Below are 15,425 nucleotides of genomic sequence, written 5' to 3'. Positions count from 1 at the left end.
AACCTGGGGTGCCCGATCGACGCGTAGATGTGGCAGGGACGAGCCCCGCCGGGAACGGAGACTTCGATGCGGTTCATGGTGATTGTCAAGAGCGACGAGAAGACCGACGTGGCCGGCGCGCAGCCGAGCGCCGAGGAGCTGCAGGAGATGGGGAAGTTCAACGAGGAGCTGGTGAAGGCCGGCGTCATGCTCGCGGGTGAAGGCCTGCTCCCCAGCTCCGAGGGTTTCCGCCTCCAGTACTCCGGCACCACCGAGGCGCGCGTCGTCGACGGGCCGTTCGCCGAGAGCAAGGAACTCATCGCCGGTTTCTGGATCCTGCAGGTCAAGGACCGCGCCGAGGTCATCGAATGGATGAAGCGCGCGCCGTTCCGCGAGGGCGAGATCGAGATCCGCCGGATCGCGGAGATGGAGGACTTCGACAACGCGACCCCCGAGATCGTCGAGCACGAGCAGAACCTGCGGAAGCAGGCCGAGGCCAACTAGTGGTTGCGGTCGTCGCGCCGACGATGTTGATTGGTCGGCGTGACGGCAACGACAGACTCCCGTTCGGCGATCGACGCGGTGTGGCGGATCGAATCGGCCCGCCTCATCGCCGGCCTCGCGCGGATGACGCGCGACGTCGGCCTCGCGGAGGAGCTGGCGCAGGACGCGCTGGTCGCCGCGCTCGAACAGTGGCCTGAGTCGGGCGTCCCGAGGAATCCGGGCGCCTGGCTCATGACCACGGCCAAACGCCGGGCGGTCGACACCTTCCGGCGCAACGAGCGCTACGAGAAGAAGCTCGGCGAGATCGGCCGCGAGCAGGAGTACGAGGAGGAACCCGACTTCACCGCGGGCCTCGACGACCACATCGAGGACGATCTGCTGCGGCTGGTGTTCACCGCCTGCCACCCGGTGCTCTCGACCGAGGCCAGGGTCGCGCTGACGCTGAAGATGATCGGCGGGTTGCAGACGCACGAGATCGCGCGGGCGTTCCTGGCCAAGGAGACCGCCATCGCGCAGCGGATCGTGCGCGCGAAGAAGACGCTCGGCGACGCCAAGGTGCCGTTCGAGGTGCCCGAGGGCGCGGACAGGGTCGCGCGCCTTTCTTCGGTGCTGGAAGTCATCTATCTGATCTTCAACGAGGGGTACTCGGCAACGGCGGGCGAGGACTGGATGCGGCCTGCGCTGTGCGAGGAGGCGCTGCGGCTCGGACGGATCCTCGCCGGGCTGATGCCGAAGGAACCCGAGGTGCACGGGCTCGTCGCGCTGATGGAGATCCAGGCTTCGCGGTCCGCCGCCCGTGTCGGGCCGAACGGCGAGCCTGTGTTGCTGATGGATCAGGACCGGACGAAGTGGAACCGGCTCCTGATCGGCCGCGGCCTCGCCGCGCTGGAACTTTCCGAGTCGCTCACGGGCGGCGCTTTCGGCGTCTACGCGGCGCAGGCCGCCATCGCCGCCTGCCACGCGCGGGCGCGGACGGGTGAGGAGACCGACTGGGCGCGCATCGCCGTCCTGTACGAAGGCCTCGGGAAGCTGAACCCGTCGCCGGTGATCGAACTGAACCGCGCGGTGGCGCTGTCGATGGCCGTGGGGCCGGAGGCGGGGCTGGAGATCGTCGACAAGCTGACGTCGGAGCCCGCGCTCAAGTCGTATCACCTGCTGCCGAGCGTGCGCGGCGACTTCCTGTCGAAGCTCGGCCGCCTCGACGAGGCCCGCGCCGAGTTCGAGCGGGCGGCGGAGATGACCGGCAACGACCGGGAGCGCACCCTGCTCCTGAACCGCGCCGCCGAATGCACCCCTCGCGATTAGTCCTCTGAATGCGGTGGTTCGTGGCGCGAACCAGCGCATTCAGAGGACGAAACGCGTCAGGCGCGGGCAGGGCGAAGCGCGGTCAGCGCACGGTGCTGCCCCAGCCGGACCGCCTGGACGGAACAGCCGAGCGCGAGCGCGGTGTCGTCGGCGGAAAGCCCGACGAGCGACCGCAGCACCATGATCTCGCGCTGCTGGCCCGGCAGCCCGGAAAGCGGGTTCGGCAGTTCGGCGGTGGTCCGGTGGAAGTCGTCGACCAGACCGTGCGTGACGTCGTAGGCGAACGCGAGCAGGGCGCGCGCCCCGGCCGAACCGGCGACGATCTCGCGGCAGCTGTCCTTGGCGATCGCGTCGGCGATGTCGTAGGTGCCCGACCGACGGCCGATCCGCGCCCGGCAGTAACGCACGACCAGGACGCGGACGGCGTCGACGAGTTTCGCAGTCGTCTCCATCCGCCCGCCGGCCTCCTCCGGCCGTCGTGAACCGTGTCCTTCCATCGGCTCCCTCTCCCACCTTTCAGATGAGCACGGCCGCGGGGGAGGGAGGTACGGTCTTTTTGCCCACACGGGTGGGTCAGGCCTCGATGAAGACGATCCGCTCCGGCTCGACCGTCAGGCTCACGGTCTGCCGCTTCACGCTCACCAAGGTCTCGAATTCCGTCGCGTGCCCGTCCGGGACGGTGAACAGGCGGTCGTTGCGGGAATCGAGGAAGTCGGAGAAGCCGGTCAGCGAGACGCCGCCGCTTTCGTCGAGCGCGAGGTAGTCGACGAGCCGTCGGAACAGTTTCGGCAGGATCACCAGTTCGTCGGCGAGCTGCCGCCGCGACGCGAGCTTGAACCCGGAGTTCGTGACGTCCTGCGGCCACAGCCCGAGCCCGTTCTGGCGGGCTTTCACCGCGGCTTCGGCCAAGGCGTCACGGAGATCGGGGTAAAGCAGTGAATAGAACGTCGGGTAGACGAGGCCGTCCGCGACCTGCCGGTAGTTCGCGGAGTTCTTCAGCGTTTTGACGTCGAGATGGACCTTGGAAAGGTCCGCCGACCGTCCCGGCCGTTGCCCGGGAAAGGCGAACGCGACGGCTCGTCCGTATTTGTCGGCGAATCGCGTCAGTATGTGACCGGCTACCTTGATCGGGGTCGACGAAGTGACCGTTCCCCGCTCGTCGCGTTCGACCGTTTTGAAGCCGAGGCACTTCAGCAGGTTCGCCGCGGCGGCGTCGGCGAATTCCGCGGGCTGGTGCCACATCCCGCCGGTTCCCCTGGCCTGGTAATGCGTTTCGAGCGCGTCGATCGCGTCGAGCCGCAACTGCATCCCGCCCCGCGAATTGAGCCGGACCTTCAGGCCCGCCTTCTTGGTCGCCTGCGGGTCTTCGGGATAGAACCGCACCGAATCGCCGTCCGGTGAGGCTCCGACAAGCTGGAACGTACCTTTGATCAGCGTCATGGGCATGGGGACAACGGTAGTTCCCATTCCGGTGAACGGATCCGGTGTTCATCCATCCAGCCCAATGGCCGGTTAAGATCGGATGACCATTGTGGACATTCTCGAATTCACGTTCACGACGGGATCATGAACCGCAGCACCGTCGCCTGGAGCAACGAGATCACCCCGACCACGGCGGTCAGCACCACCGACCACAGGAAGGTCTGCCGCAGCAGCGCGCCTTCCTTCCCGGACTGGCCGATCGCGGTGGCGCCGATGGACAGGTTCTGCGGCGAGATCATCTTGCCCATCACGCCGCCGGAGGTGTTGGTGGCGCCGGCGAGGATCGGGTCGACGTGCAGCTGCTGCGCCGAAATCACCTGCATCGGCCCGAAGAGACTGTTCGTCGACGCGTCCGAGCCGGTGAGGAAGACACCCAGCCAGCCGATGTAGGCGGAGAACAACGGGAACAGCACCCCGGTGGTCGCGAGCGCGAGGCCGAGGGTCTGTGTCGCACCCGAGTAGTTCATGACGAACGCGATCGCGAGGATCATGAAGATCGTCGCCAGCGCCCACCGCATCTGGTGCAGCGTCCGGCGATAGGTGGCCAGCAGCAGCCGCGGTTTCGCGCCCATCGCGAACCCCGCCACGATCGCCGCGATCAAGGCCACCGTCCCCGGCGAATAAAGGAAGTCGACCGTCAGCGTCGCCGCGTACGGCGTGTCCTTGGGCGTGATCGGCGCGTGCTGGACGACCTCCTTGTGCAGCCCCGGCCACGCGAACACCCAGTCGGCCTTGTGCAGCAGTTTCGTCAGGTCGAGCCATTCGGGCAGGTTCTTGAAGATCGTGCCGATCCGGGAAAGGAAGATCGCCGCCATCAGGACGATGTACGGCGCCCACGCGTACAGCGCGCCGCGTCCGGCTTTCGCCGCGCCGAGACTCGCGCCGGTCTTCACCGGTTCTTCGCCGTCGAAACGCCAAACCGCCGACGGCTGCCAGAACCGCGTCAGTATCCACAGTGAGGCCATCGCGGCGACGACGTCGACGAGGCTCGGGCTGATGAAGTTCGAGGTGACGAACTGCATGACCGCGAACGACAGCCCGGCCGTCAGCACGGCGGGCCAGACCTCGATCATCCGCTTCCAGCCCGCGAGGACCACGATCAGGAAACCGGGGACGATCAGCGCCAGCAACGGAAGCTGGCGCCCGACCATCGACGAGAACAGTTCCGTCGCCTGTTCGGAGTTCATGCCGAGGATCGGCGCGGTCAGCCTGCCCAGCACGATCAACGGATTGCCGAGACCGCCGAACGCGACCGGTGCGGTGTTCGCCAGCAACGCGAGCACGACCGCCTTCACCGGCGGGAAACCGAGCGCGGCCATCATCGCCGCGGTGATCGCGATCGGCGAGCCGCCACCCGCGATCCCTTCCAGCAGCGCGCCGAAGCCGAACGCGATCAGCAGCGCCTGGAGACGGCGGTCCTCACTGAACCCGGCGAGGACGGCCTTGATGTCGTCGAACCGTCCGGTCGCGACGGTGACGTTGTGGAAGTACACGGCGTGGAACGCGATCCAGGCCACCGACCACACCCCGAACACCAGCCCCATGGCGGCGGAATCGAGGGCGAGCCCGGCGGGCATGCGGTACAGCAGCACCGCCACCAGCAGCGCGGTGATCAGCGCCAGCGCCGCCGAGAGTTGCGCCGAGCGGCGCAGGACTCCCAGCGTCACCAGCAGCACGATGATCGGCAGTGCCGCCAGCGCGGCCGACAGCCACAGCCCACCCGCCGGCTGGTAGTCCTGGAGCCAGCCCACCTCAGCCCCTTTGCGCGCGCACGTAACCCAGGCGGAGCGACAATGCGGCGGCGGTCCCGGCCACCGTCGCGCCGAGTTCGTCGGTGCGGCGGAGCACACGGCCGGCGGGGCCCGCGACGCTGATCGCGGCGATCGGCCGTCCGGTGTGGTCGCGGACGGCGGCGGCCACACAGCCCACGTCCGGTTCGTTTTCGACGTCGTCCACGGCCCAGCCGCGACGGCTCGTCCTGGCGAGATCGTCGAGCAGCCGGACGGGATCGTTGATCGTCTTGAGCGTGAGACTGTCGAGTTTCATCCGGCGGATGCGTTCGACACGGTCCTGTTCGGGCAATGCCGCCAGCCACGCCTTGCCCAGCGACGTCGCGTGCTGTGGACGGCGGGTGCCGAGGCGGCAGGCCAGGGTGACGGCGTTGGCGCTGCGTTCGGTGGCGACGTAGACCATCGTGTCGTTGTCCGGGACGGCGAGATACGTCGTCTCGCCGCTCCGCTCGGCGAGCGAGGCGAGGTAACGCGGCGCGCAGCGGTGGAGGTCGGTCGCCGCCATCGCGCGGGCGCCGAGTTCGACCAGCCGGGTACCGAGCCGCACACGGCCGGTGGCGCGATCGGCTTCGAGGTATTCGAGATTCTTGAGGGTGCCGACGATGCGGTAGGCGGCGCTCCGGGAGAGACCCAGTTGCCTGGCGATCGCGTTGGTGGAAATCTCCTGGTTCTGGCCGACGTGCTCGAGAACCGCGAGACCGCGCTCGAGTGTGCCACTGGAATCCAGCCCGCGTGGTGTGCCCACTTCGCCCTCCGTAGGACCGGGGTGCCGATCATCGGCACCTGTTTCCGCTAAGCGGATTCGGACGTTAACAGTTCACCGGACCCTTGGGAAGGTTTCTTAACAAACTGACGACCGGACAAGTTTTCCCAGCTCGCGGGCTTCCCGTCAAGATCACCGGTTTGGACCAATCCCTTCGGCGGGTCCGATTCGGCGTATGACTTCAGAGGTCATTTTTCTGTTCACGGACATGAAAGAACCCTCGCCGGAAAATCGCGGCGAGGGTTCGGCCCGGGTCCGTTTCTAACGCACCGAGAGATTCGCGACCGCTCGGACGACGGCGGTGCAGCGATCCTCGACGTAGTCCAAGCCACCTTCTTCGGCGATCCGGCGGGACTCGGCGGAGACGATGCCTTGCTGAAGCCAAAGCGCCTTCGCGCCGATCGCGACGGCCTGTTCGGCGATCGGCGGAGTGTCTTCGGACGGGCGGAAGACGTCGACCAGGTCGACGGGTTCCGGGATGTCGGTGAGCGAGCGATAGACCTTCTCGCCCAGCAATTCGTCGGCCGACGGGTGGACGGGGATGATCCGGAACCCGTGTGCCTGCAGTACGGCGGCGACCCCGTGCGAGGCCTTGGCCGGATCGCGGCTCAGGCCCACGACGGCGATCGTCTTCGATCCGGCGAGGATCTCGGTGGCGCGATCGGTCATACCCCGTACAACCGCCACCGGCCCCGGGGAATTCCTAAAGCTTCCAGAGCCGCAGCCCGCGCACCCGGTACACCGGCCAGACCACGTGCCAGAAGCGGCGCCGCAGGAAGACCGCGGAACAGGTGAGGACACTGCGCGCGGACGTCGTCGCGACGTCGTGGCGGTCCGGCCAGATCTCGCCGTGCCGCCCGGCGGCGATGCGGAAGACGTTGACCAGGCCGCGGCCCTGCAGGTCGAACTTCGCGCCGGTGTCGCCGGAATCCGGCGTCAGGGAAGCGATCTCCGGCCCGAACGCGGCCGAGGGCGCGGGCCCCGCGTCGGCGGGGAGATCACCGACGGTCGCCGACACGGCCTTGCCGTAGAGACGCCGGGTGTAGCGCTGGAGCAGCAGCCGCTCCCACAGCGGCAGGACCCGGCGGTGCTTGAGCAGCGCCGAACACTCCGCGTGTCCGATGGCGAAGATGTCGGTCAGCTCGTCGTAGGCGTTGTGCGCGGTGGGCTCGTTGAGGTGCACCCGCACCTCGTAACGGATGCGCGCGGTGAGCTCGTCGAGCTCCTCGCGGCGGTCGATCCTGGTCTTCGCCCGGGAGAGCGTCCAATCGGACATGGGAGCAGGCTAGGTGATGATCGGGGCCGTGCGAGACCCTTTCGGCCTAATCTGTGGCGTACCGGCCAGTGGAACGGCCGTCTTGTGCGGGCCCGGGTGACGGGGCAGAGTCCGACTGGTCGGAAGGAGCCCATGGACGCCAGCACGCTGCAGGAGGCCGCGGCCGCGCTGCTCAGCGCGTACGAGACCGGTAAGCCGATCGCGCCCCTCATCGAGACCTATCCCGCCGCGACGCTGGAGGACGCGTACCGCGTCCAGCAGCGGCTCGTCCGGCACTGGGCCGAGCACGGCGACGGCGTGCGCGGGCACAAGGTCGGCCTCGCCTCCGCCGCCATGCAGCGGCAGATGGGGGTCGACCAGCCCGACTACGGTCATCTGACCGCTTCGATGTTCCATCTCGAACACCAGCCGATCCCGATCGGCGGATTCCTGCAGCCGAAGATCGAACCGGAGATCGCGTTCGTGCTCGGCTCGCGGCTGCGCGGCCCAGGCGTCACGGTGGCGGACGCGCTGCGGGCGGTGGACTTCGTCGTCCCGGCGCTGGAGATCGTCGATTCCCGGATCCGGGACTGGAAGATCAGCATCGTCGACACCATCGCGGACAACGCGTCTTCGGGCGGTGTCGTCCTCGGCAGCAGGCCGACCGCGATCGGCGACATCGACCTGCGGCTGGCAGGCTGTGTCCTGCACCAGAACGGCGAGATCGCGGCGACCGGCGCCGGTGGCGCGGTGCTCGGTTCGCCGGTGAACGCGCTGGTATGGCTCGCGAACACGGTCGGCCCGCTCGGTGTCGCGCTCGAACCGGGGCATGTCGTGCTGCCGGGTTCGATGACGCGGGCGATCCCGGTGAATCCGGGCGACACCGTGGTCGCGACGATGGCGGGGCTCGGCAGTGTGACCGCGAAGTTCTCCGGGGAGGAACGGCCGTGAGCCTTGACGTGCGGGAGACGGCGGAAGCCCTGCTGTCCGGGGAAGAACGCGAACCGCTGACCGACGCGTGGCCGGAGCTGGACGTCGACACCGCATACGCGATCCAGGATGAGGCGCTCCGGCTCAGGCTGGAGCGCGGCGAGACGCTGATCGGCGTCAAGCTCGGCCTGACCTCGCGGGCGAAGCAGCAGCGCATGGGCATCGACTCGCCGTTGCTCGCGTGGCTGACCGACGCGATGGTGCTCCCCGCCGGGGTGCCCGTGCCGTCCCTGCTCCATCCGCGTGCCGAGCCGGAGCTGGTTTTCGTTCTGGGGCAACGTCTTTCGGGCCCCGGCGTGACCGCGGCGACCGCGATGGCGGCGGTGGACCGGGTCTACGGCGGCGTCGAGATCATCGACAGCCGCTACCGCGACTATCGCTTCGAACTGCCGGACGTCGTGGCGGACAACGGTTCTTCCGCGTACGTCACGCTCGGGCCGGTGGGTGCACAGCCGTCTTCGCTGGATCTCTCGCTGGAGGCGGCCCTGCTGGAGGTCGACGGCGCGATCGTCGACACCGCCACCGGGGCGGCGGTGCTGGGGCATCCGGCGGAAGCGCTGGCGCTGGCGGCCAACGCCCTCGGCGCGCGCGGGCGCGCGCTGGAGCCGGGCTGGCTCGTGTTCACCGGCGGGATGACCGACGCGGTCGACGTGCGCCCGGGTTCACGGGTGGCGGCGCACTTCTCGAACCTGGGCTCGATCACGCTCGCCGGGCCTTGACGCGCGAGGCGCCCCCGACACGGCGCCACCAGCAAACGCGAAGGGGCCCATCACCGCATCAGACGCAGCGAAAGCCCCCTTCGGGCCACGCTTGCCTCACTTCTCGATGACGTCGGCGCGGTCGGCCGTCCGGACCAGACCGCGCGTCAGCCGGGGCCAGATCGCGCGCGGCAGGTCGTGCCCCATGCCGGGGACGATGTCCACTTCGGACTCCCGCAGCGCGCGGGCCGTCGCCCGGCCGCCGGAAACGTGCACGAGCGGATCCTTCGAACCGTGCACGACGAGCGCGGGTACGTCGAGTTTCCGCAGCGCGCGGAAGCGGTCCCGGCTCGAAACGATCGCCGCCAGTTGCCGCGCCGTGCCGCCGGGGTTGACGCCGCGATCGAACGACCGCTCCGCGCGCTCGCGCATCCGGGCCTCGTCGAAGGGGTAACCGGGCGAGCCGATCACGCGGAACGTGCGCACCAGTTGCTCGACGTACTCCTCGCGGCCGCGCGGGGGCGCCGAAAGCAGCATCGCCATCGCCTTGGCGCTCGGCCGCCCGACGAACCGGTTGCCGGTGGTCGACATGATCGACGTCAGCGACCGCACCCGCGACGGATACTCGATGGCCAGCGTCTGCGCGACCATCCCGCCCATCGACGCGCCCACGACGTGCGCGCTCGCGACACCGAGCTCGGTCAGCAGCCCGGCGGCGTCGCCCGCCATGTCCGCCAAGGAGTACGGCGCCGTGCGCAAGGCGTACGCGAGCGGCAGGTTCACCCGGCCGGTCATCCGGCTGGACCGGCCGGCGTCGCGGTTGTCGTAGCGGATGACGAAGAACCCCTCGGCCGCGAGGTTCTCGCAGAGTTCGTCGTCCCACCAGATCATCTGGGAGGCCAGGCCCATGATCATCAGCAGCGGCCTGCCGTCCGGCGAGCCGAACGTCTCGTGGCACAGCTGGACGCCGTTCACCTCGGCGATCTTCTCCGGCATCACGCCAGTGTGCCTACTCGCCGCGATACGCGCGAGCCTGGATTTCGTAAAGTTCGTGGTAGAGCCCTCCTTCCTCGATGAGTTCGGCGTGCGTGCCCTGCTCGATCAGGCGCCCCTTCTCCAGCACCAGGATCCGGTCCGCGGAGCGGATGTTGGCCAGCCGGTGGGTCACCAGGATCGTCGTGCGCCTGCTCGCGTGCCGCAGACCGGCGAAGACCCGGGCTTCGGCCTTCGCGTCGAGCGCGGCCGTCGGCTCGTCGGCGACCAGGACGGCCGCGTCACGATAGATCCCGCGGGCGATCCCCATCCGCTGCCATTGCCCGCCCGAAAGGTCCTGCCCGTCGTCGAACTTCTTCGACAGCACCGTCTTCTCCTTGGCGGGCAAGGATTCGATCACCTCGTCGGCACCGGAGGAGGTGATCGCGTCCTGCCAGGCGACGCGCTCCGGGTCTTCCCGGCCGAGCCTGCCGACGGTCACGTTGTGCTCCGCGGTCATCGGCCATTCGGCCGGATCCTGGGCGATCACCGCGATGTTCGCGTGCACGGACTCGTGATCCGCGCCCGCGAGATCGACGTCGTCCCAGTACACCTTTCCTTCCGAGGGCGGATAGAGCCCGGTGAGCAGCTTGCCGAGCGTGGTCTTGCCCGAACCGTTCTCGCCGACGAGGGCGATCACCTCGCCGCGCCGGATGGTCAGCGAAACCTCGCGCAGCGCCGGGGTTTCCTGGCCGGGATAGGTGAACCCGACGTTCTCCAGCCGGATCTCCGCGGGGTCTTCAGGAGCGGCGACCCCGTCCTTCACCGGGCCGCGTTTCCCGGATTCCACGAGCAGGCGCTGGAAGAAGGCGATGTAGAAGGACTCCTCGTACAGCGAGTTCACCGCGTGCATCGTGATGGACAGCGAATTCGACGCCGTCCGCATGGCGAGCGCGGCCGTCCCGGCGAGGGCGAGCTCCATCTGCCCGCCGTAGAGCAGGAGACCGAGCACCAGATACGCGATCGCGGTGCCCACCCCGGCCGCCGCGCGCCCGGCCAGGCGGACCATGTTGCTGCGATGCGCGAGCCGGACCTCTTCGCGCATCAGGCTTTCGGTGATCCGCCGGTACTCCCGGAGCAAGGGCTCCTGGAGGGTGAGGGCATGCCGTTCGAGGGCGAACTGGCGCCAGGTGGCGACCTCTTCGACGATCCCTTTCCGGATGTTGCGGCCGACGGTGTCGAGATAATGCCGGTAGTTCAGGCGCGCGACCTTCGCCGCCGCCCAGCCGTCGGCCACCGCGGCGAGCAGCAGCACCGGCGCGAGCCACGGGTTGAGCAGGCCCGCCGCCACCAGCGCGGCGACCAGCGAGATCAGCGCCGACGTCAGATCCGCGAGCCAGCGCAGGCTCATCTCGATCGACCGGACCCCGTACCGCGCGCCCTGCCTGGCCAGCTCCCGGAAGTCGGCGTCCTCGAAGGCCAGCAGCCGCACCCGGACCATCGCGGCGGTGACCTCGTCTCCCGCCGAAGTCACGACCCGCGGCCGGAGCGCGCCCTCGACCGCGGCCACCGCCGTGTCGAGCAGCGCGCGCAAGGCATACGTGCCGACGACGACCACCAGCGCGGGCAGCGATTGCAGCACCCTTTCCGGCGTCGGCCCGCTCTCCAGCAGCGCGATGAACACGTTCGCCGTGGCCAGCAGGCCGAACGCCGTGACACAACCGGAAAGCAGGTGGACGACGCCGGCGAGCAGGGTCAGCCGCGGCGATGTCCGCCACGCCAGCCGCAGCACGATGGCCACGGCGGATGGGAGCGTGCGGATGGCCTTGACCATCCCCGCTTCGGCCACGGTCTCGTCGACCGCGGCCCACTCGGGCATCTTGAGGTTCTCGACCCCGATCAGGGGCACGGTCGGTTCGGGCACTCCTCCTTCTCTACGCGCACCCACCGACATTTCCGAGAGCCGAAGCGGTGCGGTGTGGCATGGGCCGGGTGGGTCGTGAGTGGCGTTTCGGGTTCTAACCCGAAACGCCACTCACGACCACGGTGGCCCACTCGATGCCGGCGCCCTTCACCTCCCACCCCACCTTCGGCTACGCTCTCGCTAGAGCGATCTATCAAATCGCAAGGGGGCGAACATGGAAGCTCTGCAAGCCCGCGGCCTCACCGCGCTACGCCTGATCCTGGCCTTCACGCTGCTGACCACCACGCTGCACTACGCGCACAACGTGCTCAGGGCGGCCGACTATCCGCAGGTCGAGGGGATTTCGGTGGGGGCCGCCGCCACCTTGGTCGTCGTCGCTTATGTCCTCTTCACCGCGTTCGGCGCCGCCGGCTACCGCGACTACCTGCGCGGACGTTACTGGCGGGCGCTCGCGTTCCTGATGGTCTACTCGTTGTCCGGCCTCGCGAGCCTCGGCCATTTCCTGATCGCCGTGCCGCGGATCCCGGCCTTCTGGTTCGCCACGATCTACACCGACCTGGCCGCGGCGTTGCTGCTGTGGGCCTTCGTGACCTGGGCGGCGACGAAGCTCAACCGTGTTCCCGCGGCGGTCGGTTCCCCTATGTGACGCGAGGGCACGGTCACGTTTCCTCGACCTGCTCCGTGACCAACTTTCTACATAACATTGACGCTGATCAGTGCAATGTAGACAATCGGAAGGGTGACGCGGACCACATCGGTGACGTTCGAACGTCATCCCAGCGGCTACCGGCACTGGAAACTGACCACCGACGGCGACGTCGCGTGGCTCGAACTCGATGTCGATCCCGACGGCGGCCTCGTACCGGGTTACGAGCTCAAGCTCAACTCGTACGACCTCGGCGTGGACATCGAGTTGTACGACGCCACGCAGCGCCTGCGGTTCGAGCACCCCGAGGTCCGCGTGGTCATCGTGACCAGCGCGAAGGACAACGTCTTCTGCGCCGGCGCGAACATCCGCATGCTGGCGTCGTCGTCGCACGAGTGGAAGGTGAACTTCTGCAAATTCACCAATGAGACGCGCAACGCCATGGAGGACGCCGCCGCGCATTCGGGCCAGGTCTACGTCGCGGCGGTCAACGGCACCTGCGCCGGCGGCGGCTACGAGATCGCGCTCGCCTGCGAAAAGATCCTGCTGGTCGACGACAACTCCTCGACCGTCGCGCTGCCGGAGGTGCCGCTCCTCGGCGTCCTCCCCGGCACCGGCGGGCTCACCCGGGTGGTCGACAAACGCGGTGTCCGGCGCGACCTCGCCGACGTCTTCGCCACGCGCCCCGACGGAGTGAAAGGGCGGACCGCCGTCGACTGGCGGCTCGTCGACGAACTCGTGCCGCGGCAGGGGTTCCGCGAAGCCGTGCTGGCCAGGGCGAAGGAGTTCGCGCGGACGAGCGAGCGGCTCGACGGCGAAGGTGTCGAACTGAAGCCGCTCAAGCAGCGTTATGTCGACATCGTCCGCGGTGACACCGAAGCGACGATCACCGTCAAGGGGCCCGAAGACGACGACGGCTGGCTGCTCGACGTCACGCGCGAATTGGACGACGCGATCCTCCGGCTCCGCACCAACGAATCCGAACTCGGCACATGGGTGCTCCGCACGGAAGGCGATCCGGCGAAGGTCCTCGAACACGAACGCGCCGTGTTCGACGCGAAAGACTGTCTGAGCAACGAAATCGTCCACTACTTCAAACGGACGCTGAAGCGGCTGGACGTCACCAGCCGCAGCCTGATCGCCCTCATCGAGCCGGGCAGCTGCTACGCCGGGCTGCTGCTGGAACTCGCGCTCGCCGCCGACCGCCAGTACATCTTGGACGGTCCGCCGATCGATGACGAGGACAGTGAAGAACGTGCGGCGATCACGTTGTCCGAAGCCAACTTCGGCCGCTTCCCGATGGGCAACGGCTTGACCCGCCTCGAATCCCGCTTCTTCGGAGATCCGGACCACGTCACCAGGCTCGCGGAGGTGCGCGGCAAAGCGCTGACCCCGGCGGAGGTGAACGAGCTCGGCCTGGTCACCGACGCCCCGGACGACCTCGACTGGGAGGACGAGATCCGGATCGCGCTGGAAGGACGGGCCTCGCTCAGCCCCGACGCGTTGACCGGGATGGAGGCCAATCACCGGTTCGTGGGTCCCGAGACACTGGAAAGCAAGATCTTCGGCAGGCTCGCCGCCTGGCAGAACTGGATCTTCACTCGTCCGAACGCATCCGGTCCCGAGGGGGCGTTGCGTCGCTACGGTACTGGTCAGAAGGCCGTCTTCGACAGGAAGCGGGTTTGAACAGCGTATGCCCACCAAGATCGATTACGACGCCAAGATTCCCAACAACGTCGGCCTCTCCGATGATCGCCGCCTTCAGCGGGCGCTGGAGGGCTGGCAGCCGAAGTTCCTGGACTGGTGGGGCGAAATGGGCCCCGCCCTGCGGACGCAGGGCGTCTACCTGCGCACCGCGGTGAGTGTCGGACGGGACGGCTGGGCGCATTTCGGCCACGTCAACGTGCCCGACTACCGGTGGGGGATCTTCCTCGCGGAGCCCGACCCCGGCCGCGTCATCGGTTTCGGCGAGCATAAGGGCGAGCCCGCCTGGCAGCAGGTTCCCGGCGAGTACCGCGCCGACCTGCAGCGGCTCATCGTCATCCAGGGCGACACCGAGCCCGCGTCGGTCGAGCAGCAGAAATTGCTGGGCCTCACCGCGCCGAGCCTCTACGACCTACGGAACCTCTTCCAGGTCAATGTCGAAGAAGGCCGTCATCTGTGGGCGATGGTGTATCTGCTGCACGCCTACTTCGGTCGTGAGGGTCGCGACGAGGCGGAAGGATTGCTGCTCCGGAATTCCGGAAGTCCGGACGCCCCGCGGATCCTCGGCGCCTTCAATGAGGAGACCGCGGATTGGCTCGCGTTCTACATGTTCACCTATTTCACCGATCGCGATGGCAAATATCAGCTCGGCACCCTCAAGGAAAGCGGCTTCGACCCGCTTTCCCGCACTTGTGAATTCATGCTCAAGGAAGAGGCGCACCACATGTTCGTCGGCACCACGGGGGTCGACCGGGTGGTCACCCGCAGCGCCGAGCTGATCCGCGAGCACGACACCTTCGACATCGGCGGGCACGGCGGCATCCCGCTGGACGTGATCCAGCGTTACCTCAACTTCCACTACACCGTCTCGCTCGACCTGTTCGGCGGGGAGACGTCGACCAACGCGGCGAACTACTACACCGCCGGGCTGAAAGGCCGCTGGCAGGAGCCTCGCCGCAAGGACGACCACAAGCTCACCGACGCCGCCGGATCGCTGTCCCGGCCGAAAGCCGACGGCACCTGGGAGACCGAGGAACACGCGGCCATCCTGCTGCTGAACCTCGACCTGCGGGAGGAGTACCGCGCCGACTGCCAGACCGGGGTCAACCGCTGGAACAAGATCCTGGACGAGGCGGGCGTCGATTTCCGATTCGTCCTCCCGCACCCTGGATTCAATCGCGAAGTCGGCATAAACTCCGGCCACCATGTGACGCCCGACGGCACCGTTGTCGACGAGCGGACCTGGCTGGCCGGCAAACGCAAGTGGCTGCCCACTCCCGAAGACCTGACCTTCGTCCGATCGCTGATGCACCCGGTGTACGAGCGAGGAAAGATCGCGAGCTGGGTGGCGCCGCCACGCCAGGGCATCAATGGGAAACCGTTCGACTACGAATACGTTTACCTGAGCTGAGC

General features: G+C 68.1%; 15 protein-coding genes. 7 read left to right on the top strand and 8 right to left on the bottom strand.

The window, feature by feature from the left end; translation table 11 throughout:
- The first annotated feature begins 66 nt into the window (after positions 1–66).
- Together AORI_RS78065 and AORI_RS78060 are read left to right on the top strand one after the other, a co-directional pair.
- On the top strand, positions 67–483 hold the full coding sequence (locus tag AORI_RS78065; protein WP_016337674.1) for a YciI family protein: 417 nt from the start codon (positions 67–69) through the stop codon (positions 481–483).
- Positions 484–513: 30 nt separating this feature from the next.
- Positions 514–1,788 carry an RNA polymerase sigma factor gene (locus AORI_RS78060; protein WP_016337673.1) on the top strand — a complete coding sequence of 425 codons (1,275 nt, stop codon included), beginning with the start codon at positions 514–516 and terminating at the stop codon, positions 1,786–1,788.
- 56 nt (positions 1,789–1,844) lie between these two features.
- On the opposite strand, the gene AORI_RS78055 is transcribed toward AORI_RS78060, so the two are convergent.
- The 6 genes from AORI_RS78055 to AORI_RS78030 all read right to left on the bottom strand — a co-directional run bounded on the left by AORI_RS78055 (position 1,845) and on the right by AORI_RS78030 (position 7,099).
- Complete coding sequence (locus tag AORI_RS78055; RefSeq protein ID WP_043849216.1) at positions 1,845–2,240, bottom strand: sigma factor-like helix-turn-helix DNA-binding protein; 396 nt, start codon at positions 2,238–2,240, stop codon at positions 1,845–1,847.
- A 121-nt stretch (positions 2,241–2,361) separates the two neighbouring features.
- The gene (locus AORI_RS78050) at positions 2,362–3,234 is read right to left on the bottom strand and encodes a hypothetical protein (RefSeq protein ID WP_016337671.1); all 873 of its coding nucleotides are present in this window, start codon (positions 3,232–3,234) and stop codon (positions 2,362–2,364) included.
- 107 nt (positions 3,235–3,341) lie between these two features.
- On the bottom strand, positions 3,342–5,021 hold the full coding sequence (locus AORI_RS78045) for an L-lactate permease (protein WP_016337670.1): 1,680 nt from the start codon (positions 5,019–5,021) through the stop codon (positions 3,342–3,344).
- Between the two features lies 1 nt (position 5,022).
- Entirely contained in the window at positions 5,023–5,805 is a 783-nt protein-coding gene (locus AORI_RS78040; protein WP_016337669.1) for an IclR family transcriptional regulator, read from the bottom strand.
- Between the two features lie 279 nt (positions 5,806–6,084).
- Complete coding sequence (locus tag AORI_RS78035) at positions 6,085–6,492, bottom strand: CoA-binding protein (protein ID WP_016337668.1); 408 nt, start codon at positions 6,490–6,492, stop codon at positions 6,085–6,087.
- A gap of 34 nt (positions 6,493–6,526) precedes the next feature.
- Entirely contained in the window at positions 6,527–7,099 is a 573-nt protein-coding gene (locus AORI_RS78030; protein WP_016337667.1) for a hypothetical protein, read from the bottom strand.
- A 132-nt stretch (positions 7,100–7,231) separates the two neighbouring features.
- On the opposite strand from AORI_RS78030, the gene AORI_RS78025 reads away from it, so the two are divergent.
- Positions 7,232–8,029: a 2-keto-4-pentenoate hydratase gene (locus AORI_RS78025; RefSeq protein WP_016337666.1), complete on the top strand. Its 798-nt coding sequence runs from the start codon at positions 7,232–7,234 to the stop codon at positions 8,027–8,029.
- The gene (locus AORI_RS78020; RefSeq protein WP_016337665.1) at positions 8,026–8,787 is read left to right on the top strand and encodes a 2-keto-4-pentenoate hydratase; all 762 of its coding nucleotides are present in this window, start codon (positions 8,026–8,028) and stop codon (positions 8,785–8,787) included. The genes AORI_RS78025 and AORI_RS78020 overlap by 4 nt, the downstream gene beginning before the upstream one ends.
- 96 nt (positions 8,788–8,883) lie before the next feature.
- Here the strand turns inward: AORI_RS78020 and AORI_RS78015 are convergent, their stop codons facing one another.
- On the bottom strand, positions 8,884–9,762 hold the full coding sequence (locus AORI_RS78015; protein WP_043848426.1) for an alpha/beta fold hydrolase: 879 nt from the start codon (positions 9,760–9,762) through the stop codon (positions 8,884–8,886).
- Positions 9,763–9,775: 13 nt separating this feature from the next.
- A complete protein-coding gene (locus AORI_RS78010; protein WP_016337663.1) occupies positions 9,776–11,662 on the bottom strand; it encodes an ABC transporter ATP-binding protein in 1,887 nt (628 codons plus the stop codon).
- A 214-nt stretch (positions 11,663–11,876) separates the two neighbouring features.
- Between AORI_RS78010 and AORI_RS78005 the strand changes: the two genes are divergently transcribed.
- The 3 genes from AORI_RS78005 to boxB all read left to right on the top strand — a co-directional run bounded on the left by AORI_RS78005 (position 11,877) and on the right by boxB (position 15,423).
- Positions 11,877–12,308, top strand: coding sequence for a hypothetical protein (locus AORI_RS78005; RefSeq protein ID WP_016337662.1), 432 nt, complete (start codon positions 11,877–11,879; stop codon positions 12,306–12,308).
- Positions 12,309–12,401: 93 nt separating this feature from the next.
- Positions 12,402–13,994, top strand: coding sequence for a 2,3-epoxybenzoyl-CoA dihydrolase (boxC, locus tag AORI_RS78000; RefSeq protein ID WP_016337661.1), 1,593 nt, complete (start codon positions 12,402–12,404; stop codon positions 13,992–13,994).
- A gap of 7 nt (positions 13,995–14,001) precedes the next feature.
- Entirely contained in the window at positions 14,002–15,423 is a 1,422-nt protein-coding gene (boxB, locus tag AORI_RS77995) for a benzoyl-CoA 2,3-epoxidase subunit BoxB (protein ID WP_016337660.1), read from the top strand.
- Positions 15,424–15,425: the final 2 nt, after the last annotated feature.

The organism is Amycolatopsis keratiniphila (assembly GCF_000400635.2).
Lineage (GTDB): Bacteria > Actinomycetota > Actinomycetes > Mycobacteriales > Pseudonocardiaceae > Amycolatopsis > Amycolatopsis keratiniphila.
Note: the sequence above shows the minus strand (reverse complement) of the source record. Positions and strands in the feature narration are given on the sequence as shown.

Coding starts and splice junctions, on each gene's coding strand:
- AORI_RS78055 (WP_043849216.1), bottom strand. CDS start 2,240: ATGGAGACGACTGCGAAACTCGTCGACGCCGTCCGCGTCCTGGTCGTG.
- AORI_RS78050 (WP_016337671.1), bottom strand. CDS start 3,234: ATGCCCATGACGCTGATCAAAGGTACGTTCCAGCTTGTCGGAGCCTCA.
- AORI_RS78015 (WP_043848426.1), bottom strand. CDS start 9,762: ATGCCGGAGAAGATCGCCGAGGTGAACGGCGTCCAGCTGTGCCACGAG.
- boxB (WP_016337660.1), top strand. CDS start 14,002: ATGCCCACCAAGATCGATTACGACGCCAAGATTCCCAACAACGTCGGC.
- AORI_RS78025 (WP_016337666.1), top strand. CDS start 7,232: ATGGACGCCAGCACGCTGCAGGAGGCCGCGGCCGCGCTGCTCAGCGCG.
- AORI_RS78065 (WP_016337674.1), top strand. CDS start 67: ATGCGGTTCATGGTGATTGTCAAGAGCGACGAGAAGACCGACGTGGCC.
- AORI_RS78030 (WP_016337667.1), bottom strand. CDS start 7,099: ATGTCCGATTGGACGCTCTCCCGGGCGAAGACCAGGATCGACCGCCGC.
- AORI_RS78035 (WP_016337668.1), bottom strand. CDS start 6,492: ATGACCGATCGCGCCACCGAGATCCTCGCCGGATCGAAGACGATCGCC.
- AORI_RS78005 (WP_016337662.1), top strand. CDS start 11,877: ATGGAAGCTCTGCAAGCCCGCGGCCTCACCGCGCTACGCCTGATCCTG.